The organism is Micromonospora sp. WMMD1219 (assembly GCF_049315215.1).
Lineage (GTDB): Bacteria > Actinomycetota > Actinomycetes > Mycobacteriales > Micromonosporaceae > Micromonospora > Micromonospora tulbaghiae.
In genome coordinates this window covers 6,084,133-6,109,293 of sequence record NZ_CP186057.1, presented here as the reverse complement: position 1 = coordinate 6,109,293, position 25,161 = coordinate 6,084,133, and the positions used below count along the sequence as shown (strand labels likewise).

The 25,161-nt window shown below is 73.6% G+C and carries 21 protein-coding genes; 20 read left to right on the top strand and 1 reads right to left on the bottom strand.

The features are described from left to right. Nucleotides 1-49 precede the first annotated feature (49 nt). Entirely contained in the window at nucleotides 50-538 is a 489-nt protein-coding gene (locus ACN27C_RS28510) for a transcriptional regulator (RefSeq protein WP_013285505.1), read from the bottom strand. Nucleotides 539-824: 286 nt separating this feature from the next. Between ACN27C_RS28510 and pyrR the strand changes: the two genes are divergently transcribed. The 20 genes from pyrR (at nucleotide 825) to ACN27C_RS28410 (ending at nucleotide 25,147) form a co-directional block, all read left to right on the top strand. Continuing rightward, nucleotides 825-1,406, top strand: a complete 582-nt coding sequence (pyrR, locus tag ACN27C_RS28505) for a bifunctional pyr operon transcriptional regulator/uracil phosphoribosyltransferase PyrR (RefSeq protein WP_422749306.1) — start codon at nucleotides 825-827, stop codon at nucleotides 1,404-1,406. A gap of 58 nt (nucleotides 1,407-1,464) precedes the next feature. Next, nucleotides 1,465-2,391: an aspartate carbamoyltransferase catalytic subunit gene (locus tag ACN27C_RS28500; RefSeq protein WP_120570510.1), complete on the top strand. Its 927-nt coding sequence runs from the start codon at nucleotides 1,465-1,467 to the stop codon at nucleotides 2,389-2,391. Continuing rightward, entirely contained in the window at nucleotides 2,388-3,665 is a 1,278-nt protein-coding gene (locus ACN27C_RS28495; RefSeq protein ID WP_334462583.1) for a dihydroorotase, read from the top strand. Before ACN27C_RS28500 ends, ACN27C_RS28495 begins: the two co-directional genes overlap by 4 nt. After that, entirely contained in the window at nucleotides 3,662-4,834 is a 1,173-nt protein-coding gene (gene carA, locus ACN27C_RS28490) for a glutamine-hydrolyzing carbamoyl-phosphate synthase small subunit (protein WP_355116862.1), read from the top strand. Before ACN27C_RS28495 ends, carA begins: the two co-directional genes overlap by 4 nt. Then, a complete protein-coding gene (gene carB / locus ACN27C_RS28485) occupies nucleotides 4,827-8,174 on the top strand; it encodes a carbamoyl-phosphate synthase large subunit (RefSeq protein ID WP_422749303.1) in 3,348 nt (1,115 codons plus the stop codon). Before carA ends, carB begins: the two co-directional genes overlap by 8 nt. Nucleotides 8,175-8,286: 112 nt before the next feature. Continuing rightward, nucleotides 8,287-9,300, top strand: coding sequence for a quinone-dependent dihydroorotate dehydrogenase (locus ACN27C_RS28480; RefSeq protein WP_422749301.1), 1,014 nt, complete (start codon nucleotides 8,287-8,289; stop codon nucleotides 9,298-9,300). A 136-nt stretch (nucleotides 9,301-9,436) separates the two neighbouring features. Continuing rightward, nucleotides 9,437-10,711, top strand: coding sequence for an adenosylmethionine--8-amino-7-oxononanoate transaminase (locus ACN27C_RS28475; RefSeq protein WP_422749299.1), 1,275 nt, complete (start codon nucleotides 9,437-9,439; stop codon nucleotides 10,709-10,711). A gap of 87 nt (nucleotides 10,712-10,798) precedes the next feature. Next, nucleotides 10,799-11,638 (top strand): orotidine-5'-phosphate decarboxylase, encoded by an 840-nt coding sequence (gene pyrF / locus ACN27C_RS28470; protein ID WP_252448505.1) that lies wholly within the window; start codon nucleotides 10,799-10,801, stop codon nucleotides 11,636-11,638. Nucleotides 11,639-11,813: 175 nt separating this feature from the next. After that, nucleotides 11,814-12,131: an integration host factor, actinobacterial type gene (gene mihF, locus ACN27C_RS28465; RefSeq protein WP_013285515.1), complete on the top strand. Its 318-nt coding sequence runs from the start codon at nucleotides 11,814-11,816 to the stop codon at nucleotides 12,129-12,131. Nucleotides 12,132-12,156: 25 nt separating this feature from the next. Next, nucleotides 12,157-12,708: a guanylate kinase gene (locus ACN27C_RS28460; protein WP_120570503.1), complete on the top strand. Its 552-nt coding sequence runs from the start codon at nucleotides 12,157-12,159 to the stop codon at nucleotides 12,706-12,708. Between the two features lie 3 nt (nucleotides 12,709-12,711). Further along, the gene (gene rpoZ, locus ACN27C_RS28455; protein WP_013285517.1) at nucleotides 12,712-12,978 is read left to right on the top strand and encodes a DNA-directed RNA polymerase subunit omega; all 267 of its coding nucleotides are present in this window, start codon (nucleotides 12,712-12,714) and stop codon (nucleotides 12,976-12,978) included. A 14-nt stretch (nucleotides 12,979-12,992) separates the two neighbouring features. After that, nucleotides 12,993-14,201, top strand: a complete 1,209-nt coding sequence (gene coaBC, locus ACN27C_RS28450; protein WP_422749296.1) for a bifunctional phosphopantothenoylcysteine decarboxylase/phosphopantothenate--cysteine ligase CoaBC — start codon at nucleotides 12,993-12,995, stop codon at nucleotides 14,199-14,201. Nucleotides 14,202-14,298: 97 nt separating this feature from the next. Further along, nucleotides 14,299-15,489: a methionine adenosyltransferase gene (gene metK / locus ACN27C_RS28445; protein ID WP_422749294.1), complete on the top strand. Its 1,191-nt coding sequence runs from the start codon at nucleotides 14,299-14,301 to the stop codon at nucleotides 15,487-15,489. A 59-nt stretch (nucleotides 15,490-15,548) separates the two neighbouring features. Continuing rightward, the gene (locus tag ACN27C_RS28440; RefSeq protein ID WP_422749292.1) at nucleotides 15,549-17,516 is read left to right on the top strand and encodes a primosomal protein N'; all 1,968 of its coding nucleotides are present in this window, start codon (nucleotides 15,549-15,551) and stop codon (nucleotides 17,514-17,516) included. A 225-nt stretch (nucleotides 17,517-17,741) separates the two neighbouring features. Further along, the gene (locus ACN27C_RS28435) at nucleotides 17,742-18,722 is read left to right on the top strand and encodes an AAA family ATPase (protein WP_120570499.1); all 981 of its coding nucleotides are present in this window, start codon (nucleotides 17,742-17,744) and stop codon (nucleotides 18,720-18,722) included. Nucleotides 18,723-18,784: 62 nt separating this feature from the next. Beyond that, entirely contained in the window at nucleotides 18,785-20,080 is a 1,296-nt protein-coding gene (locus tag ACN27C_RS28430; RefSeq protein ID WP_422749290.1) for a cytochrome P450, read from the top strand. Between the two features lie 42 nt (nucleotides 20,081-20,122). Further along, nucleotides 20,123-20,683, top strand: coding sequence for a peptide deformylase (gene def / locus ACN27C_RS28425; protein WP_030271057.1), 561 nt, complete (start codon nucleotides 20,123-20,125; stop codon nucleotides 20,681-20,683). 5 nt (nucleotides 20,684-20,688) lie between these two features. Then, on the top strand, nucleotides 20,689-21,615 hold the full coding sequence (fmt, locus tag ACN27C_RS28420; RefSeq protein ID WP_120573849.1) for a methionyl-tRNA formyltransferase: 927 nt from the start codon (nucleotides 20,689-20,691) through the stop codon (nucleotides 21,613-21,615). After that, entirely contained in the window at nucleotides 21,612-23,162 is a 1,551-nt protein-coding gene (locus ACN27C_RS28415; protein WP_422749288.1) for an RsmB/NOP family class I SAM-dependent RNA methyltransferase, read from the top strand. The genes fmt and ACN27C_RS28415 overlap by 4 nt, the downstream gene beginning before the upstream one ends. Nucleotides 23,163-23,398: 236 nt before the next feature. Continuing rightward, entirely contained in the window at nucleotides 23,399-25,147 is a 1,749-nt protein-coding gene (locus ACN27C_RS28410) for a M28 family peptidase (protein WP_422749286.1), read from the top strand. Nucleotides 25,148-25,161 lie beyond the last annotated feature (14 nt).

Below are 25,161 nucleotides of genomic sequence, written 5' to 3'. Positions count from 1 at the left end.
ACGAAGGGCCCGTGCCGGTAGGCACGGGCCCTTTCGGTCGTACGGGGTGTCAGGACGCGAAGAACGCCCGCGGGTCGGCGACCAGCACGCCGTGCTCGGTCAGCCGCTCGATCAGGCCCGACGGCGAGGCGTCGTAGACGATCGCGAGGGCGCGCAGGTCGTCGGCGCGGATCGAGAGCACCCGGCCGTTGTAGTCGCCGCGCTGCTGCTGGATGGCGCGCGCGTAGCGGGCCACGTACGCGAGGTCCTCGGAGGCCTCGTCGTAGAGCCGCTCCAGGTCCAGGACGATCTTGCTGGTGGGCTCGTGACGCACCCCGCTGCCGTCGGGCAGCAGCTCCGAGACGGGAACGCGGTAGAAGTCGGCCAGCTCCGCCAGGCGGGACACGGTGACGGCGCGGTCGCCGCGCTCGTACGAGCCGACCACCACGGCCTTCCACCGCCCGTTCGACTTCTCCTCCACCCCCTGCAGGGACAGGCCCTGCTGCTGGCGGATGGAGCGCAGGCGGGCGCCCAGCGACTTGGCGTATTCAGAGGGCATTCGGACACTCCCAGTGCTGTTCGGGTTCCCCGAGCTATCGCTACGGAGCGTGACGGTACGGGGATTGCGACATGTGGTCAAGTGTTGCCGTCCACCGGGTCCGGCACCCACGTGTGGCTTGTCCCCATTTCTCCGGGCTGACCAGCAGGTCAGGACCGGCGGCGGGCGGCCCGGTGACCGCTGGTAACGTGGCGTGAAGCCCCGGTCCGGGCCCCGCGCGGGCCTGCCGGAGCCGACCAGACGTCCTTTAACGACCCGTCCCGTGAGGCGGGGAAGGAGGTCCGCCGTGGCCTACCCACCGGCTGCCCATTCGTCGCCGCCGCGACAACCCTCGGTGAAGGTGATCCTCGCCGCAGCGGACGTGTCGCGGGTGGTCGACCGCATCGCCCACCAGATCCTGGAGAAGACCCAGGGCGCCGCCGACACCGTGCTGCTCGGCATCCCCACCCGGGGTGTGCCGCTGGCCCACCGCCTCGCGGACCGGATCAGCACCTTCGAGGACGTCGCAGTCCCGGTCGGCGTGCTCGACATCACGCTCTACCGCGACGACCTGCGCCGGCACGCCACCCGCGCGGTCGGCCCGACCGACCTGCCCACCGGCGGGATCGACGGCAAGCGGGTGATCCTCGTCGACGACGTGCTGTTCTCCGGCCGCACCGTGCGGGCCGCGCTGGACGCGCTCAGCGACGTCGGCCGGCCGGCGTCCGTGCAGCTCGCGGTCCTGGTCGACCGCGGCCACCGGCAGCTGCCGATCCGCGCCGACTACGTCGGCAAGAACATCCCCACCGCGCTGGCCGAGAACGTCAAGGTCACCCTCGCCGAGACCGACGGCGCCGACGAGGTACGGCTGTACGGAGGATCCCTGTGAGCGCGAGGAGCGCAGCGAAGCGGAGCCCCGCAGTCGCGAACGAAAGGCGGCGACACGCATGATCCGGCACCTGCTCTCCGGCGCTGACCTGGACGCCGGCACCGCCACCCTGGTCCTGGACACCGCCGCGGAGATGGCGACGGTGGCCGGTCGCGAGGTCAAGAAGCTGCCCGCGCTGCGCGGGCGCACAGTGGTCAACCTCTTCTACGAGGACTCCACCCGCACCCGGATCTCGTTCGAGGCGGCGGCCAAGCGGCTCAGCGCCGATGTGATCAACTTTTCCGCCAAGGGCTCCAGCGTGGCCAAGGGGGAGAGCCTGAAGGACACCGCGCTCACGCTCCAGGCGATGGGCGCGGACGCGGTCGTCGTCCGGCACCCCGCCTCCGGCGCCCCGCACCGGCTCGCCGAGTGGGTGGACGGGTCGGTGGTCAACGCCGGTGACGGCACCCACGAGCACCCCACCCAGGCGCTGCTCGACGCGTACACGATGCGGTCCCGGCTGGGCCGGCTCGACGGCCTGCACGTGGCGATCGTCGGCGACGTGCTGCACTCCCGGGTGGCCCGCTCCAACGTGCTGCTGCTGTCCACGCTCGGCGCGAAGGTCACCCTGGTCGGCCCGCCCACGCTCATCCCGGTCGACATCGCCGCTGCCCTGGCGCCCGGCACCGACGTCTGTTACGACCTCGACGCCGTTCTCCCGGATGTGGACGTGGTGATGATGCTGCGGGTGCAACGTGAGCGGATGGGTGACTCCTACTTCCCGTCGGCCCGCGAGTACGCCCGCCGCTACGGGCTCGACGGCCCGCGCATGCGCCGGCTGCCCGAGCACGCGATCGTCATGCACCCCGGCCCGATGAACCGGGGCATGGAGATCACGCCCGAGGTGGCCGACTCGCCCCGCTCCACCATCGTCGAACAGGTCGCCAACGGGGTCTCCGTGCGGATGGCCGTGCTCTACCTGCTGCTCGGAGGGAACAACCGGTGACCGCGTACCTCATCACAGGCGTCAGCATCGTCGGCGGCGAGCCGACCGACCTGCTCATCCGCGACGGCGTGGTGGCCGGGACGGGCCGCGGGCTCGCCGCGGACGACGCCACAGTCGTCGACGCGACCGGTCTGGTCGCGCTGCCCGGCCTGGTCGACCTGCACACCCACCTGCGCGAGCCCGGCCGGGAGGACGCCGAGACGGTCGAGTCCGGTTCCCGGGCGGCGGCACTCGGCGGCTACACGGCGGTGTGCGCGATGGCGAACACCTCCCCGGTCGCGGACACCGCGGGCGTGGTGGAGCAGGTCTGGCGCCTCGGCCGGGAGGCCGGCCTGGTCGACGTGCAGCCGATCGGGGCGGTCACGGTCGGGCTGGCCGGCGAGCGCCTGGCCGAGCTGGGCGCGATGGCCGACTCGGCCGCCGGGGTGCGGATCTTCTCCGACGACGGGCACTGCGTGTCCGACCCGCGGCTGATGCGCCGGGCGCTGGAGTACGTCAAGGCGTTCGACGGCGTGATCGCCCAGCACGCCGAGGAGCCCCGGCTGACCGAGGGCGCGCAGATGCACGAGGGCGAGGTGTCCACCCGCCTCGGCCTGACCGGCTGGCCGGCCGTCGCCGAGGAGGCGATCATCGCCCGGGACGTGCTGCTGGCCGAGCACGTCGGCAGCCGCCTGCACGTCTGCCACGTCTCCACCGCCGGCAGCGTCGAGGTGCTGCGCCAGGCCAAGGCGCGCGGGGTACGCGTCACCGCCGAGGTGACGCCGCACCACCTGCTGCTGACCGACGCCAAGGCGGAGAGTTACGACCCGGTCTTCAAGGTCAACCCGCCGCTGCGTACCGCCGCCGACATCGCCGCGCTGCGGGAGGCGCTGGCCGAGGGCGTGATCGACATCATCGCCACCGACCACGCGCCGCACGCCGTGGAGGACAAGGAGTGCGAGTGGGCGTACGCCCGGCCGGGCATGCTCGGCCTGGAGACGGCGCTGTCGATCGCGCTCGACGTGTTCGGCCCCCGCTGGGACCTGATCGCCGAGCGGATGTCCCGCACGCCGGCCCGGATCGCCGGGCTCGCCGGGCACGGCCTCGACCCGGCACCCGGCGTACCGGCCAACCTGACCCTGGTCGACCCGGCCGCCCGCCGCGTCATCGAACCGGCGGAGCTGGCCAGCCGTAGTCGCAACACCCCGTACGCCCGCATGACGCTGCCGGGTCGCATCGTGGCGACCTTCCTGCGCGGCGAGCCGACGGTCCTGGACGGAAAGGCAGTTAAGTGAAGAGACGTCCTGCGATTCTCGTCCTGGAGGACGGGCGCACGTTCCACGGCGAGGCGTACGGCAGCGTCGGGGAGACCTTCGGCGAGGCGGTCTTCAACACCGGCATGACCGGCTACCAGGAGACGCTCACCGACCCCTCGTACCACCGGCAGGTGGTGGTGCAGACCGCGCCGCACATCGGCAACACCGGCGTCAACGGCGAGGACGACGAGTCCGACCGGATCTGGGTGGCCGGGTACGTGGTGCGCGACCCGGCCCGGATCAGCTCCAACTGGCGGGCCGGTGGCGGCCTGGAGGACCGGCTCGCCGCCGAGGGCGTCGTCGGCATCAGCGGGGTGGACACCCGGGCGCTGACCCGGCACCTGCGCGAGCGCGGCGCGATGCGGGTCGGCATCTCCAGCGTCGAGGACGACCCGGCGGCCCTGCTGGAGCGGGTGCGCCGCTCGCCGCAGATGGTCGGCGCGAACCTGTCCGACGAGGTGACCACCGCCAAGCCGTACGTCGTGCAGGCGCAGGGCGAGCACCGGTTCACGGTGGCCGCGGTGGACCTGGGCATCAAGCGCAACGTGCCGCGGCGGCTCGCCGCCCGCGGCGTCACCACCCACGTGCTGCCCGCCGGGTCGACGATCGAGGACCTGCTCGCCACCGGCGCGGACGCGGTCTTCTTCTCGCCCGGCCCGGGCGACCCGGCGACCGCCGACGGCCCGGTGGCACTGGCCCGGGAGGTGCTGACCCGGCGGATCCCGCTGTTCGGCATCTGCTTCGGCAGCCAGATCCTCGGCCGGGCGCTGGGCTTCGGCACCTACAAGCTGGGGTACGGCCACCGCGGCATCAACCAGCCGGTGCTCGACCGGGCCACCGGCAAGGTCGAGGTGACGAGCCACAACCACGGCTTCGCGGTGCAGGTGCCGGGTGCCGGGGACGGCGCCGTGGTGCCGGATCAGGTGATCCAGACCGAGTTCGGCGGTGTCCAGGTTTCTCACGTCTGCCTCAATGACAACGTGGTCGAGGGGCTGCGGGCCGTGGACGTGCCCGCCTTCACCGTCCAGTACCACCCGGAGGCGGCGGCCGGTCCGCACGACGCGGACTACCTCTTCGACCGTTTCGCCGAGTTGATCGAAGGCCGTGGCTTCGACCGGCAGCAGAGTGAAGGCGGCAAGAATGCCTAAGCGGACCGACCTCAAGCACGTCCTGGTGATCGGCTCCGGGCCGATCGTGATCGGACAGGCCTGCGAGTTCGACTACTCCGGCACCCAGGCCTGCCGGGTGCTGCGCAGCGAGGGGATCCGGGTCAGCCTGGTCAACTCCAACCCGGCGACGATCATGACGGATCCGGAGTTCGCCGACGCCACGTACGTCGAGCCGATCACCCCGGAGTTCGTCGAGCTGGTCATCGCCAAGGAGCGCCCCGACGCGCTGCTGCCGACGCTCGGCGGGCAGACCGCGCTGAACACCGCCGTCGCCCTGCACGAGGCGGGCGTGCTGGAGAAGTACGGCGTCGAGCTGATCGGCGCCAACATCGAGGCGATCAACCGGGGCGAGGACCGGCAGCTGTTCAAGGAGATCGTCGCGAAGGCCGGCGTACGGCTGGGCCTGGCGGATCCGTCCGCGCTGGTGCCGCGGTCGCGGGTCTGCCACTCGATGGACGAGGTCCGCGAGACGGTCGCCGAGCTGGGCCTGCCGGTGGTCATCCGGCCGTCGTTCACCATGGGCGGCCTCGGTTCCGGCATGGCGCACACCGACGAGGACCTGGAGCGCATCGCCGGCGCGGGCCTGGCGGCCAGCCCGGTGCACGAGGTGCTCATCGAGGAGAGCGTGCTCGGCTGGAAGGAGTACGAGCTCGAACTGATGCGCGACCGCCACGACAACGTGGTGGTGGTCTGCTCGATCGAGAACGTCGACCCGATGGGCGTGCACACCGGCGACAGCGTCACCGTCGCCCCGTCGATGACGCTCACCGACCGGGAGTACCAGCGGCTGCGTGACCTCGGCATCGCGGTGCTGCGCGAGGTCGGTGTGGACACCGGCGGCTGCAACATCCAGTTCGCGGTGAACCCGGCCGACGGCCGGATCGTCGTGATCGAGATGAACCCGCGCGTGTCGCGTTCCTCGGCGCTGGCGTCGAAGGCCACCGGCTTCCCGATCGCGAAGATCGCCGCGAAGCTCGCCATCGGCTACACGCTCGACGAGATCCCCAACGACATCACGCTGAAGACGCCTGCGGCGTTCGAGCCGACGCTCGACTACGTGGTGGTGAAGATCCCCCGGTTCGCGTTCGAGAAGTTCCCCGGCGCGGACCCGGAGCTGACCACCACGATGAAGTCGGTGGGCGAGGCGATGAGCCTGGGCCGCAACTTCACCGAGGCGCTGAACAAGGCGATGCGCTCGATGGAGACCAAGGCGTCCGGCTTCTGGACCGTGCCGGACCCCGACGGCGCGACCAGGGAGAACACGCTGGCGGCGCTGCGCACGCCGCACGACGGCCGGCTCTACACCGTCGAGCGGGCGCTGCGCCTCGGCGCGTCGATCGCCGAGGTGTCCGAGGCGTCCGGCGGTATGGACCCGTGGTTCCTGGACCAGATCGCCTCGCTGGTCGAGCTGCGCGCCGAGATCGTGGACGCGCCGGTGCTCGACGCCGGTCTGCTGCGCCGGGCCAAGCGGGCCGGCCTGTCCGACCGGCAGCTCGCCGCGCTGCGTCCCGAGCTGGCCGCCGAGGACGGCGTCCGCACGCTGCGGCACCGGCTCGGCGTCCGGCCGGTCTACAAGACGGTGGACACCTGCGCGGCCGAGTTCGAGGCGACCACGCCGTACCACTACTCGACGTACGACTCGGAGACCGAGGTGGCGCCCTCGGCCCGGCCGAAGGTGCTCATCCTGGGCTCCGGGCCTAACCGGATCGGGCAGGGCATCGAGTTCGACTACTCGTGCGTGCACGCCGTACAAGCTCTCCGGGACGTGGACTACGAGACCGTGATGGTCAACTGCAATCCGGAGACCGTCTCCACCGACTACGACACCGCGGACCGGCTCTACTTCGAGCCGCTGACGTTCGAGGACGTGCTGGAGGTCTGGCACGCCGAGGACACCTCGGGCAAGGAGGCGGGCGGCCCCGGCGTCATCGGGGTGGTCGTGCAGCTCGGCGGGCAGACCCCGCTCGGCCTGGCCCAGCGGCTCAAGAACGCCGGCGTGCCGATCGTCGGCACCTCCCCGGAGTCGATCCACCTGGCCGAGGAGCGCGGCGCGTTCGGCGCGGTGCTGGCCCGGGCCGGGCTGCGCGCGCCCGCGCACGGCATGGCCACCTCGTACGACGAGGCGAAGACGATCGCCGACGAGATCGGGTACCCGGTGCTGGTCCGCCCCTCGTACGTCCTCGGCGGGCGCGGCATGGAGATCGTGTACGACGACGCCACGCTGCGCGACTACATCGGCCGGGCCACCGCCATCTCGCCGGACCGCCCGGTGCTGGTGGACCGGTTCCTGGACGACGCCATCGAGATCGACGTGGACGCGCTCGTGGACGCCGACGGCGACGTCTACCTGGGCGGCGTGATGGAGCACATCGAGGAGGCCGGCATCCACTCCGGCGACTCGTCCTGCGCGCTGCCGCCGATCACGCTGGCCGGCTCGCACCTGGCCCAGGTGCGGCACTACACCGAGCAGATCGCCCGCGGCGTCGGGGTGCGCGGCCTGCTCAACGTCCAGTACGCGTTGCAGGGCGACATGCTCTACGTGCTGGAGGCCAACCCGCGCGCCTCCCGGACCGTACCGTTCGTCTCGAAGGCCACGGCGGTGCCGCTGGCCAAGGCGGCGGCCCGGATCGCGCTCGGCGCCACCATCGCGCAGCTGCGCGCCGAGGGGATGCTGCCGCCCACCGGCGACGGCGGCACCATGCCGGCCGACGCGCCGATCGCGGTCAAGGAGGCGGTGCTGCCGTTCAAGCGGTTCCGCACGCCGTCCGGCAAGGGCATCGACGTGCTGCTCGGCCCGGAGATGAAGTCCACCGGCGAGGTGATGGGCATCGACACCGGCTTCGGTCAGGCGTTCGCCAAGTCGCAGGCCGCCGCGTACGGGTCGCTGCCGACCGCCGGGAAGATCTTCGTCTCGGTCGCCAACCGGGACAAGCGCGGCATGATCTTCCCGATCAAGCGCCTGGCCGATTTGGGCTTCGAGATCGTGGCCACCACCGGCACGGCCGAGGTGCTGCGCCGGCACGGCATCGCCTGCGAGCAGATCCGCAAGCACTACGAGTCGGGTGAGGGCGCGGACGCGGTCTCGCTGATCCTCGGCGGGGACGTGGCGCTGGTGGTGAACACGCCGCAGGGCTCCGGGGCGAGCGCCCGTTCCGACGGGTACGAGATCCGCAGTGCGGCGGTGAGCGCCGACATCCCGTGCGTCACCACGGTGCCCGGCGCGGCCGCCGCCGTCATGGGCATCGAGGCCCGCATCAACGGTGACCTGAAGGTCCGCCCGCTGCAGGACCTCCACGCCGCCCTCCGGGCGGGCGAGTGACCCCCCGCCCCACTGCGTCGATCATGAGGTTGGCGGCGGATATGGAGATCCACATCGCCGCCAACCTCATGATCAACGGGGAGATCGGGCGGGCCGGGCGGGGGGCCGGGGCATGATCTTCGAGAAGGTGGTGCGGCCCCGGCTGTTCTCGCTCGCGGGTGGGGACGCGGAGGGGGCGCACGAGTGGACGCTGGAGCGGCTGGCCGCGGTGTCGCGGCAGCCGGCCGTGCTCGCCGCGCTGCGCGCGGCGTACTTCCGGTCGGCGCCGCGCACCGTGTTCGGGGTGCGCTTCCCCAACCCGCTCGGGCTGGCGGCCGGCATGGACAAGAACGGACTCGCGTTGCCGGCCTGGCCGGCGCTCGGCTTCGGCTTCGTCGAGGTCGGCACCGTGACCGCGCACGCCCAGCCGGGCAACCCCCGGCCCCGGCTGTTCCGGCTGCGCGACAGCGAAGCGGTGATCAACCGGATGGGCTTCAACAACGCGGGCGCGGCGGCGCTCGCGGACCGGCTGGCCGCGTTGCCGCGCCCGCTCGGCGTGCCCCTGGGCATCTCGCTCGGCAAGTCCAAGGTGACCCCGCTGGACGAGGCGGTCGAGGACTACCTCGCCTCCTACCGGGCGCTCAAGGAGCACGGCGACTACTTCGCGGTGAACGTGTCCTCACCGAACACTCCCGGACTGCGGTCGCTTCAGGACCGGTCCCATCTGGACGCGTTGCTCGCCGCGCTGGTGGGGGAGAAGCCGGTGCTGGTGAAGATCGCCCCGGACCTGACCGAGCCGGCCGTGGCCGAGCTGCTGGAGGTGTGCCTCGACCGGGGTGCGGCCGGGATCATCGCCACCAACACCACGCTCGCCCGTGACGGGCTCGCCCCGGCCGACCGGGGGCGCGCCGCCGAGGCCGGTGGGCTGTCCGGCCGGCCGCTCACCGCCCGGGCCCGGGAGATGGTCGCCTTCGTGCACCGGGAGACCGGCGGCCTGCTGCCGGTGATCGGCGTGGGCGGCATCCTGCACCCGGACGACGCCACCCGCATGTTCGACGCCGGCGCCGCCCTGCTCCAGCTCTACACCGGCTTCATCTACCGAGGCCCCGCCCTGACGAGAGCCATAACCCGGACCACCCGACCCTGACCCACCCACCCTCTCGCACCTGCGCGATCTTGCACTTCCGGCCCCGGCACACCGCCTCATTCCGGGCGCGGCCGGGGCGGCAACTGCAAGATCGCGGGGGAGAGAGGGGGAGGGGAGCGGGGGCGAAGGAGGAGACGTGACGCCTGAGGAGATCCTGGAGGCCGACCGGCGGCACGTGTGGCATCCGTACACCGCCATGCCTTCCGCCAGTGCGCCGTACGTCGTCGACAGCGCGGAGGGGGTGCGGCTGCGGCTCGCCGACGGGCGGGAGCTGGTCGACGGCATGTCGTCGTGGTGGGCGGCGATCCACGGCTACCGGCACCCGGTGCTCGATGCCGCGGTGACCGACCAGCTCGGGCGGATGAGCCACGTGATGTTCGGCGGGCTCACCCACGAGCCCGCCGTACGCCTGGCACGCACGCTCGTCGAGCTGACCCCGGACGGCCTGGAACACGTCTTCCTGGCCGACTCCGGCTCGGTGAGCGTCGAGGTGGCGGTGAAGATGTGCCTGCAGTACCAGCGGGCGCTGGGACGCCCGCAGCGCCGCCGGCTGGGCACCTGGCGGGGCGGCTACCACGGCGACACGTTCCACCCGATGAGCGTGTGCGACCCGGAGGGCGGCATGCACCACCTCTGGGGCGACGTGCTGCCCCGGCAGGTGTTCGCGCCGGTGCCGCCGCCCGGGTTCGACGCGGCGCCGGACCCGGGGTACGAGGCGGCGCTGGTGGAGGCGGTCGAGCGGCACGCCGGCGAGCTGGCCGCGGTGATCGTGGAGCCGGTGGTCCAGGGCGCCGGCGGGATGCGGTTCCACCACCCGCACTACCTGCGCGTGCTGCGCGAGGTGACCCGCAGGCACGGCATCCTGCTGGTGTTCGACGAGATCGCCACCGGCTTCGGCCGGACCGGGCGCATGTTCGCCGCCGAGCACGCCGCCGTCACCCCGGACGTGCTCTGCGTCGGCAAGGCGCTCACCGGCGGGTACCTGACGCTCGCCGCGGCGCTGTGCACGCCCGAGGTGGCGCGCGCGATCTCCGCCGGCGGGGTGCTGGCGCACGGGCCGACGTTCATGGGCAACCCGCTCGCCTGCGCCGTCGCCAACGCCTCCCTGGACCTGCTGCGGGCCGGGGACTGGGCGGGACGGGTGGCGGGCATCGCCGAGGGCCTGCGGGCCGGCCTGGCGCCGTTGCGGGACGCGCCCGGTGTGGCCGACGTACGCGTGCTCGGCGCGATCGGGGTGGTGCAGCTCGACCACGAGGTGGACCTGCCCCGGGCGACCGCCGCCGCGGTGGCCGAGGGGGTGTGGCTGCGCCCGTTCCGGGATCTCGTCTACACGATGCCGCCGTACGTCTGCGACGCCGCGGACGTGGCGCGGATCGCGGCCGGGGTGGCCGCGGCGGTCAAGGCCGGCTGACCCCGGCCGAGTTCCACAGGGCGCGACGGGAGGCCCGTCGCCGGACACGCCAGGCGGCCCGGAGCCGCCGGGAGAGGGAGAGACGCGATGGAGACGTTCGGCGCCCGTCTGCACCGGGCCGTGGCGGAACGAGGGCCGCTCTGCGTGGGGATCGACCCGCACCCCGGGTTGCTGACCGCCTGGGGCCTGTCCGACGACGTGGCGGGCCTGGAGCGGTTCTGCGCCACTGTGGTGGAGGCGATCGGCGACCGGGTCGCCGTGGTCAAGCCGCAGTCGGCGTTCTTCGAGCGCTTCGGCGCCCGGGGTGTGGGTGTGCTTGAGTCAACTATCCGACAGTTGCGAGATTTGGGAGCGCTCACTCTGCTTGACGTCAAGCGTGGTGACATCGGCTCGACGGTCGCCGCGTACGCCTCGGCGTACCTCGATCCATCCAGCCCTCTGTATGTCGATGCGGTCACCGCGAGCCCCTACCTGGGAGTAGGTTCGCTCGCCCCGATGTTCTCCACCGCCGCCGAGCACGGTGGCGGGGTCTTCGTCCTGGCGCTCACCTCCAACCCGGAGGGTGCCTCCGTGCAGCGCGCCGTGGGTGCCGACGGGCGCACCGTCGCGCAGACCGTGATCGACGAGATTTCCCAGCTCAACCGGGGTGCGGAGCCGCTCGGCAGCTTCGGTCTGGTGGTCGGCGCGACGGTCGGTGAGACGGGTCACGATCTGGACTCGGTCAACGGTCCGCTGCTCGCGCCGGGGCTGGGCGCGCAGGGCGGAACGCCCGCCGGGTTGCGCACCGTGTTCGGCGCCGCGCTGCCGTCGGTGCTTCCCTCGTACTCCCGGGAGGTGCTCGGCGCGGGCCCCGACCCGGCCGACCTGCGGGCCGCCACCGAGCGGGTGCTGGCCGACTGCCGGGCCGCCCTGGGCACGGCGGACTGACTGACGGCTCGGTCACTTTGGGTTGATCATCGCGCGCCCACGTTGCCGAAATCTCCGTTGACCGCTAGTTTTCCCCGCGCTGGGAACCACGGACCCCTTTGGTTGCCAGCGACACCACGTTTCACAGATGCGGTGGGGCGCTCAGCCCGCCGTACTAGGGACCTGAGGAGAACTGGTGCCGCTCCCGTCACTGACCCCCGAGCAGCGCGCTGCCGCGCTGGAGAAGGCCGCGGAGATCCGCAAGGCCCGCGCTGAGCTGAAGGAGCAGCTCAAGCAGGGCAAGACCACCCTCGCCACCGTCCTCGAGCGGGCCGAGTCCGACGACGTCGTGGGCAAGCTGAAGGTTTCGGCCGTGCTCCAGGCGATGCCGGGCATCGGCAAGATCCGGGCCACCCAGATCATGGAGAAGCTCAAGATCGCGGACAGCCGTCGCCTGCGCGGCCTCGGCGAGCAGCAGCGCAAGGCTCTGCTCGGAGAGTTCGCCGCCAACTGAACGGCCCGCCGTGTAGAAACAAGCGGTGAGCACGGATGACGAGGCGCGCTCGGCGGCTCGGCTCACTGTCCTGTCCGGTCCCTCCGGGGCCGGCCGGAGCAGTGTCGTCGAGGCGGTCCGGGCGCGCCTTGCGTCTGTCTGGGTGCCGGTGGTCGCCACCACCCGCCCACCCCGTCCGGACGAGCGCGACGGCGTGGACCGCGTCTTCCTCGACGCGCCGGGCTTCGACCGGCTGATCGCCGCCGGGGAGCTGCTGGAGTGGTGCCGGATCGGGCCGTACCGCCGGGGGGTGCCCCGGGCCGAGGTGCGGGCGCGGCTCGCCGAGGGGCGGCCGGTGCTGCTGCCGCTGGACCTGGCCGGCGCGCTGGCGGTACGGGCGGCGGCGCCCGGCGCCCGGCTGGTGCTGCTCGCGCCGCCGGCGTACCGGGCCGACCCGGACGTGGCGGCCGTCTTCGCCCACGCCGTGGCACACGACCACACCGAGCGCGCCGCGGCCGAGCTGGTAGGATTGCTCGGTTCGTCCTTCCTGGCTCCGGCCCGACCGCCCGCGGGCGGCGCACGAGACGCAGAGGTTTAATTCGTGGGATCCATCGCCACCAACCCCGAGGGCATCACCAACCCGCCGATCGACGAGCTGCTCGAGAAGACCACCTCGAAGTACGCGCTGGTCATCTTCGCCGCCAAGCGCGCCCGTCAGGTCAACGCCTACTACAGCCAGCTCGGTGAGGGCCTCCTGGAGTACGTCGGCCCGCTGGTGGAGACCACCCCGCAGGAGAAGCCGCTCTCCATCGCCATGCGCGAGATCAACGCGGGCCTGCTCACCGCCGAGCCGACCGACCAGCCGTAACCGCGCCCGCGCCGATGCCCGCCGAGATCGTCCTCGGGGTCGGCGGCGGCATCGCCGCCTACAAGGCGTGTGAGCTGCTCCGGCTCTTCACCGAGTCGGGTCACCGGGTCCGGGTGGTGCCGACCGCCTCGGCGCTCCGCTTCGTCGGGGCGCCGACCTGGGCGGCCCTGTCCGGCCGGCCGGTCGCCGACGACGTCTGGTCCGACGTGCACGAGGTGCCGCACGTGCGGCTCGGGCAGCACGCCGACCTGGTCGTGGTCGCACCGGCCACCGCCGACCTGCTCGCCAAGGCCGCCCACGGCCTCGCCGACGACCTGCTCACCAACACGCTGCTGACCGCGCGCTGCCCGGTGCTGCTGGCCCCGGCCATGCACACCGAGATGTGGGAGCACCCGGCCACTGTCGCGAACGTGGCCACGCTGCGTTCGCGGGGCGTCCGCGTGATCGAGCCCGCAGTGGGCCGGCTCACCGGGCGGGACACCGGCAAGGGCCGGCTGCCCGACCCGGCGGAGATCTTCGCGGTGGCCCGCCGGGCGCTGGCCCGCGGCGCCGAGGCCGAGGCCGACCTGGCCGGCCGGCACGTGGTGGTCACCGCCGGGGGCACCCGCGAGCCGCTGGACCCGGTCCGGTTCCTGGGCAACCGGTCGTCCGGCAAGCAGGGGTACGCGTTCGCCCGCGCCGCCGTGGCCCGGGGCGCCCGGGTCACGCTCGTCGCGGCCAACGTGGCGCTGCCCGACCCGGCCGGGGCGGACCTGGTCCGGGTGGGCACCACCGAGGAGCTGCGCGACGCGACGCTCGCGGCGGCCACCGGCGCGGACGCCGTGGTGATGGCCGCCGCGCCCGCCGACTTCCGGCCGGCCAGCTACGCCACCGGGAAGATCAAGAAGTCCGACGACGGGGTCGCGCCCGCCATCGAGCTGGTCACCAACCCGGACATCGCCGTGGAGCTGGGGCGGCGTCGCCGGCCCGGGCAGGTGCTGGTGATCTTCGCGGCGGAGACCGACGACGCGGAGGCCAACGGCCGGGCCAAGCTGGCCCGCAAGGGGGCCGACATGATCGTGGTCAACGAGGTCGGCGTGGACAAGGTCTTCGGCGCCGACACCAACGCGGCCACCGTGATCGGCGCCGACGGCGCCGTGCACCGGTTGCCGGAGCAACCCAAGGAGGCCCTGGCCGACGCCGTCTGGGACCTCGTCTGTCAGCGGTTGCCGTCGCGTTCCTGACGGTTGGTCGACCCGCGTTCGTCGGGTCGCGGCGGAACGATGATGACTAAACTGCCGCCGAGCGACCTTTAAAAGTCTTCACATGCTTAGGAGTGCCGTGACACGTCTCTTCACGTCCGAATCGGTCACGGAGGGCCACCCGGACAAGATCGCCGACCAGATCAGTGACGGCATTCTCGACGCGCTGCTCGCCCAGGACCCGCACAGCCGGGTCGCGGTGGAGACGTTGATCACCACCGGCCAGGTGCACGTGGCCGGCGAGGTGACCACCAAGGCGTACGCCGACATCCCGACGATCGTCCGCGAGACCATCCTCGGGATCGGCTACGACTCGTCGAAGAAGGGCTTCGACGGCGCGTCCTGCGGCGTCAGCGTGTCCATCGGCGCCCAGTCGCCGGACATCGCCCAGGGCGTCGACAACGCCTTCGAGCTGCGTACCGGTGGGTCGGAGAGCGCGCTGGACGCGCAGGGCGCCGGTGACCAGGGCATGATGTTCGGCTTCGCCTGCTCCGAGACGCCCGAGCTGATGCCGCTGCCGATCGCGCTGGCGCACCGGCTGGCCCGCCGGCTCGCCGCGGTCCGCAAGGACGGCACGATCCCGTACCTGCGGCCGGACGGCAAGACCCAGGTCACCATCGAGTACGACGGGCTGCGCCCGGTCCGGCTCGACACCGTCGTGGTGTCCAGCCAGCACGCGGCGGACATCTCGCTGGAGTCGCTGCTCACCCCGGACATCCGGGACCACGTCATCGCCCCGGAGCTGGAGGGCCTCGGTCTGGAGACCGATGGCTACCGGCTGCTGGTGAACCCGACCGGGCGGTTCGAGATCGGCGGCCCGATGGGTGACGCCGGCCTGACCGGCCGGAAGATCATCGTGGACACGTACGGCGGGTACGCCCGGCACGGCGGCGGCGCGTTCTCCGGCAAGGACCCGTCGAAGGTCGACCGGTCGGCCGCGTACGCGATGCGCTGGGTGGCCAAGAACGTGGTCGCCGCCGGGCTGGCCGAGCGGTGCGAGGCGCAGGTCGCGTACGCGATCGGCAAGGCGCACCCGGTGAGCCTGTTCATCGAGACGTTCGGCACCGAGACCGTGCCGGTCGCCTCGATCGAGAAGGCCGTGGCCGAGGTGTTCGACCTGCGTCCGGCCGCCATCATCCGGGACCTGCACCTGCTGCGCCCGATCTACCAGCAGACCGCCGCGTACGGCCACTTCGGCCGGGAGCTGCCGGAGCTGACCTGGGAGGGCACCGACCGGGCCGCCGACCTCAAGTCGGCCGCGGGAGCCTGACCGCCACCACGCGCCGCGACCGGCGACCCGCACAGGGGTCGCCGGTCGCGCGCGTCTGCGTGGACGTGCCGCTGCCCCACCTCGACCGCCCCTTCGACTACCTGGTGCCGGAGGCGCTCGACGCCGACGCCCGGCCGGGTGTACGCGTGAAGGTGCGGTTCGCCGGCCAGCTCGTCGACGGCTGGCTGCTGGAGCGCGCCGAGGCGTCCGAGCACCCGAAGCTGGCGTACCTGGAGAAGGTCGTGTCCCCGGTGCCGGTGCTCTCCCCGGAGGTGGCCCGGCTGGCCCGCGCGGTGGCCGACAGGTACGCCGGCAGCCTCGCCGACGTGCTCCGGCTGGCCGTGCCGCCCCGGCACGCCCGCGCCGAGAAGGCCGTCACGGCGGCGGACGCGCCACCGTCCGCCGACGCCGACGCCGACGCCGACGCCGACGCCGACGCCGACGCCGACGCCCGGGTGGGCGGTCGGGCGGAGGTGGACCCGCGCGGCTGGCGGGACTACCCGGCCGGGCCGGCGCTGCTGCGCGCGCTCACCGACGGCAAGCCGGCCCGCGCGGTCTGGTCGGCGCTGCCGGGGGAGGACTGGGCCGACCGGTACGCCGACGCGGTCGCCGCCACGGTGGCCGGCGGCCGGGGCGCCGTGGTCGTGGTGGCCGACGCCCGTGACCTGGACCGCCTCGACGCCGCCCTGACCGCCGTGCTCGGCGCGGGACGGCACGTCCGGCTCACCGCCGCCGACGGCCCGGCCCGCCGCTACCGGGCCTTCCTCACCGCCCGGACGGGCGAGGTGGACGTGGTCGTCGGCACCCGGGCCGCGATGTTCGCCCCGGTGCGGCGGCTCGGCCTGGTGGCGATCTGGGACGACGGCGACGACCTGCACGCCGAACCGCGCGCGCCCTACCCGCACGCCCGGGACGTGCTGCTCACCCGGGCGCAGCTCGGCGACGTGGCCGCCCTGGTCGGCGGCTACGCGCGTACCGCCGAGGCGCAACTGCTGGTGGAGACCGGCTGGGCGCGCGAGGTGGTGGCCGACCGGGCGGTGGTGCGCGCGCGTACCCCGGCCATGGCGCCCACCGGCGACGACCCGCAACTGGCCCGCGATCCCGGCGCCGCCTCGGCGCGGCTGCCGAGCCTGGCCTGGACCACCGCCCGGGACGCGCTGCGCGCGGACCTGCCGGTGCTGGTGCAGGTGCCGCGCCGGGGGTACGTGCCGTCGGTGGCCTGCGCCGACTGCCGCGCCCCGGCCCGCTGCCCGCACTGCGCCGGCCCGCTCGCGCTGCCGTCGGCACAGGGCACGCCCGCCTGCCGCTGGTGCGGCCGGGTGGCCGCCGCGTACGCCTGCCCGGAGTGCGGCGGGCGGCGGCTGCGCGCCTCGGTGACCGGCGCCCGGCGGACCGCCGAGGAGCTGGGCCGGGCGTTCCCCGGTGTGCCGGTGCGGACGTCGGGGCGGGAGGAGGTGCTGGCGGGCGTGCCGGGCGGGGCCGGGCTGGTGATCGCCACGCCGGGCGCCGAGCCGGTCGCCGAGGGCGGCTACGGCGCGGTGCTGCTGCTCGACTCGTGGGCGCTGCTGACCCGGGCCGACCTGCGGGCCGGCGAGGAGGCGCTGCGCCGCTGGATGGCCGCCGCCGCCCTGGCCCGGCCCGGTACGGCCGGCGGCCGGGTGGTGGTGGTCGCCGACGGCGCGCTGGCCCCGGTGCAGGCGTTGCTGCGCTGGGACTCCGCCTGGTTCGCCGCCCGGGAACTGGCCGAGCGGCGGGAGCTGGGCTTCCCTCCGGCGGTACGGATGGCGAGCGTCACCGGCGTGGCCGAGGCGGTGGCCGACCTGCTCGCCGGCGCCCGGCTGCCGGGCGACGCCGAGGTGCTCGGCCCGGTGCCGGCCGAGGAGGGCCGGGAACGGATGCTGGTACGCGTGCCCCGGTCCCGGGCCGCCGCGATGGCCGAGGCGCTGCACGCCGCCGCCGGGCAGCGCAGCGCCCGCAAGGCGGCCGACCCGGTACGCCTCCAGGTCGATCCGCTCACCCTGTTCTGATCGGACGCGACCGCGTGACGGTGCGCACGCGCGCCCTCGCGCACGGTCGTGAGCTGGGGTTTGCCGCACACCTGGTCCGGCAATCGAGTAGCGGGCGGTGATAGCATCGCCCGTCATGCCCAGCCGCGCGGTTTCCCCGCGCGGGACGCGGCGCGGCGGGTGCCAGAGCACGTCGGGCCGACACTCGATGTCGTCAGTCAGCCGGTGAGCAGGGGTGGACCAGTCGTGACCGTTCGTCAGTCGATCGTCTTCAACGGTGACCTCGGCAGTGGCAAGAGCACCGTCTCGGTCGAGATCGCCAAGCGGCTCGGGCTGCGCCGGGTCAGCGTCGGTGACCTCTACCGCCAGATGGCCCAGGAGCGGCAGATGACCGCCCTCCAGCTCAACCTGCACGCCGAGCTGGACCAGGCCGTCGACGGCTACGTCGACCAGCTCCAGCGCGACATCGCCGCCTCCGGCGAGTCCCTGGTCATGGACTCCCGCCTGGCCTGGCACTTCTTCACCGACGCGCTCAAGGTGCACATGATCACCGAGCCGACCGAGGCGGCCCGGCGGGTGCTGGCCCGCCCGTCCGGTCCGGCCGAGAGCTACACCTCGCTGGAGGAGGCGCGGGCCAAGCTGCGCGAGCGCAGCGAGAGCGAGCGCGGCCGGTTCATCGTCCGGTACGGCGTCGACAAGGCCCGGCTGCGCAACTACGACCTGGTCTGCGACACCACCCGGGCCAACCCGGAGCAGGTCATCCAGCACGTCATCGACGTCTACGAGGGCCGCCTGGGCGCGGACGTGCTGCGCGCCGGCCAGCCGTTGCTGCTGCTCGACCCGACGCGGGTGTACCCCACCGAGGACGTGTCGACGCTGCGCGGCCTCTGGGACGCCGACGCCGCCGCCGAGGCGGCCGGAAGCGGCGAGGAGCCGGAGCCGCTGAGCATCGGCTACACCGGCGAGTACTTCTTCGTCGTGGACGGGCACCGCCGGCTCAGCGCGGCGGTGCGCGCCGGGCTGCCGATGGTCCCGGCCCGGCTGGTCGCCGAGGTGGAGGAGCCGGTGGTCGGCGGGATCAGCGCGCTCGACTTCTTCACCGCGCAGGCCCGCCCGGGCCTGATCCACGACTGGGAGGACGCGCACGGCATCACGCTGCCGCTGCCGGAGCACGCGCTGCTCGGCGGCGGCCCGGTGCTCGCCGGGGAGCCGGGCGCCGGCGCCTGACCGCCGGGGGACACCGCCACCTCACCGGCACGGGTTCACCCGATCCGGCGGGCCGGAGCATGATGAAGGCCTCCGATGCCTGGGGAGGCGGAATCGTGGATCCCACCGACGCGCTCGCGCTGCTGATGTCCCCCGAGGGTCGTCTCGACCCCTATCCGACGTACGAGCGGCTGCGCGCGCACGGCCCGGTGGTCCAGGCCGGGCCGGTCTTCTACGTGGTCACCGGCTACGCGGAGGCCGACGCGATCCTGCGCGACGCCCGGTTCGGTGTGATGGACGACGCGCTGCGCGACCAGTTCATGCCCGGCTGGCGGGAGAGCCCGGCGGTGCTGTCGATCTCCCGGTCGATGCTCCGCACCAACCCGCCCGACCACAGCCGGATGCGGCGGCTGGCCGCGGGCGCGTTCACCCCGCGCCGGATCGCCGCCATGCGCGACGTGGTGCGGGCACAGGCCGACGAGCTGGTCGACGCGATGCTCGCCGCCGACGGGCCGGTCGACTTCATGGCCGCGTTCGCGTACCCCCTGCCGGTCGGGGTGATCTGCGCGCTGCTCGGCGTGCCGGCGGCGGACCGGCCGCTGTTCCGGCGCTGGGCCACCGACCTGACCGGCGTGCTCGAACCGGAGATCACCGCCGACGAGCTGGCGGTGGCCGACCGGGGCGCGGCCGAGCTGCGGAGCTACTTCACCGAGCTGGTGGCGGCCCGCCGCCGGGCCCCGGCCGACGACCTCACCACCGCGCTGGTCCAGGCCCACGACGGCGGTGACCGGCTCTCCGGCGACGAGTTGCTGGCCAACCTGATAGTGCTGCTGGTGGCCGGTTTCGAGACCACCACCAACCTGCTCGGCAACGGCCTGGTGGCGCTGCTGGACCACCCGGACGCCGCGGCGGCGCTGCGCGAGCGGCCCGACCTGGCGCCCGCCTACGTCGACGAGCTGCTGCGCTACGACTCGCCGGTGCAGCTCACCTCGCGGATGAGCACCGCGCCGTCCCGGTACGGCGACGTCGACCTACCGCCGGAGAGCTGGGTCATCGTGCTGCTCGGCGCGGCCAACCGCGATCCCCGCCGCTATCCGGATCCGGCCCGCTTCGACCCGTGGCGGGCGCAGATCGCGCCGCTGTCCTTCGGCGCCGGGCCGCACTACTGCCTCGGCGCGGCGCTGGCCCGGCTGGAGGCGCAGGTGGCGTTCCCGCTGCTGCTGCGCCGGCTGCCCGGGCTGGCGGTGGCGGGCCGGCCCGAGCGGCGGGTCCGGCTCACCCTGCGTGGTCACGCCACGCTGCCGGTGCGTGTGGGGCGGGAGGCGGCCCCGGTCACCGTTCCCGGTACGCCACCCGGGGCGGCCGGGCCGACTCCGTAGACTGGACGCGCATCGTTCGACCCAGACAAGGAGCCACGCCGAGTGACCGTCCAGCCCATCCGTCTGTTCGGCGATCCGGTGCTGCGCACGCCGGCCGACCCGGTCGTCGACTTCGACGCCGAGCTGCGCAAGCTGATCGCCGACCTGACCGACACGATGCGCGAGCAGAGCGGCGCCGGCCTGGCCGCGCCGCAGCTCGGGGTGGGCCTGCGGGTGTTCACCTTCGACGTCGACGACGTCCTCGGTCACCTGGTCAACCCGGTGCTGGAGTTTCCCGACGAGGAGGAACAGGACGGCCCGGAGGGCTGCCTGTCCATCCCCGGGCTCTACTTCGACACCAAGCGCCGGCAGAACGTGATCGCCAAGGGCTTCAACGGCTACGGCGACCCGCTGCAGATCGTCGGCACCGGCCTGATGGCCCGCTGCGTGCAGCACGAGACCGACCACCTCGACGGCGTCCTCTTCGTCGACCGGCTCGACGCGGCCGGCCGCAAGGAGGCCATGAAGGCGATCCGCCAGGCCGAGTGGTACGACCAGGCCGCCCCGCCCACCGTCAAGCTCAGCCCGCACGCCGCCGGCAACCCGTTCGGCCTGGGGCGGTGACCCGGATGCGCCTGGTCTTCGCCGGCACGCCGGCTGTCGCCGTACCGGCCCTGGACGCGATCGCCGCCTCCGGGCACGAGCTGCTCGCCGTGGTCACCCGCCCCGACGCCCCGGCCGGCCGGGGGCGGGGACTGGTCCGCTCGCCGGTCGGCGCGTGGGCCGACGCGCACGGCGTCGAGGTGCTCACCCCGGCCCGCCCGCGTGAGCCGGAGTTCCTCGACCGGCTGCGCGAGCTGGCGCCGGACTGCGTACCGGTGGTCGCCTACGGCGCGCTGGTGCCGCCGGTGGCGCTGGAGATCCCCCGGCACGGCTGGATCAACCTGCACTTCTCGCTGCTGCCCGCCTGGCGCGGCGCCGCGCCGGTGCAGCACGCCGTGCTGCACGGCGACGAGCTGACCGGGGCCAGCGTCTTCGAGCTGGAGGAAGGGCTGGACACCGGCCCGGTCTACGGTACCGTCACCGACGAGATCCGTCCCGCCGACACCTCCGGTGACCTGCTGGAGCGGCTCGCGCACTCCGGCGCCGGGCTGCTGGTCGCGGTCCTCGACGCGATCGGCGCCGGCACCGCCCGGGCCGTGCCGCAGCCCGCCGACGGGGTCTCGCTCGCCCCGAAGCTCACCGTCGAGGACGCCCGGGTCCGCTGGGGCGACCCCGCGTTCGCGGTGGACCGGCGCATCCGTGCCTGCACGCCCGCGCCCGGCCCGTGGACCACGTTCCGCGACGATCGGGTCAAGCTCGGCCCGGTCACCCCGCTGGCCGACGGCCCGGAGCTGAAGCCGGGGGAGCTGCACGTGGAGAAGTCCGGCGTGCTCGTCGGCACCGCCACCACGCCGGTGCGCCTCGGCGAGGTGCGCGCCGCCGGCAAGAAGGCCATGCCCGCCGGCGACTGGGCGCGCGGCGCCCGGGTCACCGCCGGCGAGGTGTTCGCGTGACGGGGCCGTCGCGCCCGGACCGGCCCGCCGAGGGCGAGCGTCCCCGGGGGTACGCGCGTGAGCACGCCGACCGGCCCGGCGCGGATCGGCGTGGCGCAGACCGTTCCGGTGGGGACCGGCGTGGCGGAGACCGCTTCGGCGGAGACCGTTCCGGTGGGGACCGGCGCGGTGGGCGCCGTCCGGTCCGTCCGGCCGTGGACCTGCCCCGGCAGATCGCGTACGAGGCGATCGCGGCGGTGCACCGCGACGACGCGTACGCCAACCTGGTGCTCCCGGCGATGCTGCGCGAGGCCGGGCTGACCGGCCGGGACGCCGCGTTCGCCACCGAGCTGACCTACGGCACGCTGCGGCACACCGGCACGCTCGACGCGATCGTCACCGACGCGGCCGGGCGGGACGTGCAGCGCATCGACCCGCCGGTGCGCGACGCGCTGCGGCTCGGGGCGTACCAGATCCTGCACACCCGGGTGCCCGCGCACGCCGCGGTGTCCTCGACCGTGGACCTGGTCCGGTCGGTGGGGCCGGGCGCCACCGGGTTCGCCAACGCGGTGCTGCGGGAGATCACCAGCCGCGACGCCGACGCCTGGGTGGCGAAGATCGCCCCGGCCGAGGAGACGGACCCGATCGGGCACCTCGCGCTGGCGTACAGCCATCCGCAGTGGATCGTGCGGTCGTTCGCCGAGGCGCTCGGCGGCGACATGGGGGAGACGACCCGGCTGCTCATCGAGGACAACGAGCGCCCGCCGGTGCACCTGTGCGCCCGGCCCGGTCTGGCCGATCCGGTGGCGCTCGCCGACGAGGTGGGCGGCGCACCCGGCGCGTTCTCGCCGTACGCGGTCTACCTGCCCGGCGGCGCGCCGGGTGACCTGCCGGCGGTGGCCGACGGCCGCGCGCACGTGCAGGACGAGGGTTCCCAGCTGGTGGCGGACGCGCTGGCGGCGGCGCCGCTGGACGGGCCGGACGGCCGGTGGCTGGACCTGTGCGCCGGCCCGGGCGGCAAGTCCGGCCTGCTCGGCGCGCTCGCCGCGACCCGTGGCGCGCGGCTGACCGCGGTCGAGGTGGCCGAGCACCGGGCGCGGCTGGTCGAACAGGCCACCCGCGGGTTGCCGGTGACGGTGCTGAACACCGACGGGCGCACCGTGGGCAGTGACCCGAAGCTGCCGGAGGAGCACTTCGACCGGGTGCTCGTGGACGCGCCGTGCACCGGGCTGGGCGCGCTGCGCCGCCGCCCGGAGTCGCGGTGGCGTCGCCAGCCGTCGGATCTGCCGCCGCTGACCCGGTTGCAGCGGGAACTGCTCACCGCGGCGCTACGGGCGGCCCGGCCGGGTGGCCTGGTGGCGTACGTGACGTGCTCGCCGCACGTGGTGGAGACGCACGTGACGGTGACCGAGGCGGCCCGGCGGTGCGGTTTCGGCGTCGACTTCGTCGACGCGCGGCCGCTGCTGCCGGCCGGCATGCCGGGTCTGGGTGACGGCCCCACGGTGCAGCTCTGGCCGCACCGTCACGGCACCGACGCCATGTTCCTGGCGGTCCTCCGCCGGGTCTGACCCACCTCCCTCCGCAGTCGATCAAGGAGTTCGTGTCCCCGGGGCCACCGTGCCCGGGCACGAACTCCTTGATCGTCATGCGGCGAAATGGGGAGGGATGGAGCGTGTGCGGCATCCCGGTGGGGGGAGGGGGCCGGTGGGATGTGACAGCCCGTTGACTCTGCGATCGATACATGTAACTGTTCCGATCACCGGTCCCGGCACCCCCGCCCGCCGAACCCCCACGAGGAGTCTCCATGAGACGCAGAACGCCGACCACGAGCCTCGCGCTCGCCCTCGTCGCCACCCTGACGACGGCGAGCCTGGCCGGCACCGCCTCCGCCGCGCCCGCTCCGGCCCCCGCCCCCGCCCCGGCCGCCGCCGCGCTCGCCGCGCCGGACGTCTCCCTGAGCAACATCCAGGCCCACCTCACCCAGTTCAACTCCATCGCCACCAGCAACGGCGGCAACCGGCGCTCCGGCTCGGCCGGCTACACGGCGTCGGTCAACTACGTCAAGGGCAAGCTCCAGGCCGCCGGCTACACGGTCACCGAGCAGAACTGCTCCACCTGCACCTACCCGGGCAACAACCTGATCGCCGAGTGGCCGCAGGGCCCCTCCGACCAGGTCGTCATGTTCGGCGCGCACCTGGACGGCGTCGCCGCCGGCCCCGGCATCAACGACAACGCCTCCGGCTCGTCGGTGCTGCTGGAGAACGCGCTGGTGCTGGCCGCGCAGAACCCGACCATGACCAAGCGGGTCCGGTTCGCCTGGTGGAACGGCGAGGAGCAGGGCCTCCAGGGCTCCAAGCACTACGTCAACCAGCTCAGCTCCACCCAGCGCGGCTACATCAAGGGCTACTACAACTTCGACATGGTGGGCTCGCCCAACGGCGGCTACTTCATCAACCGGATCACCTCGGCCACCGCCGCGCCGTTGAAGGCGTACTGGGACTCGTTCGGCATCTCGCCGGAGGAGAACACCGAGGGGCAGGGCCGCTCCGACGACTACTCGTTCGCCAACGCCGGCATCCAGACCTCCGGCTACGCGGCCGGCGCCAGCTACACCAAGAGCTCGGCGCAGGCCAGCAAGTGGGGCGGCACCGCGGGCGCGGCGTACGACGGGTGCTACCACCGCTCCTGCGACAACACCAGCAACATCAACACGACCATCCTCAACCGGGCCGCGGACGGCGTCGCGTACGCGATCTGGCAGCTCGCGGTCGGCGGCGGCACCCCGACCAACGACTTCTCCGTCTCGGTGAGCCCCACCTCCGGCAGCGTCGCCCGGGGCGGCTCCACCACCGCCACCGTCGGCACCGCCACCACCGCCGGCAGCGCGCAGACCGTGGCGCTGTCCGCCAGCGGCGCCCCGAGCGGCGTGTCGGTGAGTTTCAGCCCGTCGTCGGTCACCTCGGGCGGCTCGTCCACCATGACCGTCACCGCCTCGTCGACGGCCACCACCGGCACGTTCACGCTCACCGTGACCGGCGCCGGCTCGGCCACCCGCACCGCCAGCTACACGCTCACCGTGACCGGCGGGAGCGGCGGCTGCACCGGCGGCCAGCTCATCGGCAACAGCAGCTTCGAGTCCGGCACCACGCCGTGGACGGCCAGCTCCGGCGTGATCACCAACAGCTCCAGCCAGGCGGCCCGCACCGGGTCGTACAAGGCGTGGATGAACGGGTACGGCTCCTCGCGTACCGACACGCTGTCCCAGTCGGTCACGCTGCCGGCCGGGTGCAGCAGCTACACGTTCTCGTTCTGGCTGCACATCGACACGGCTGAGACGACCAGCTCGACCGCGTACGACAAGCTGACCGTGCAGGTCGGCTCGACCACGCTGGCCACGTACTCGAACCTGAACAAGGCCACCGGCTACACCCAGCGCACCTTCAACCTGGCCGCGTACGCGGGTCAGACGGTCACGCTGAAGTGGACCGGCGTCGAGGACTCCTCGCTGCAGACCAGCTTCGTCGTGGACGACGTGACGCTGCAGGTCGGCTGAGCGGTCCCGGGCGG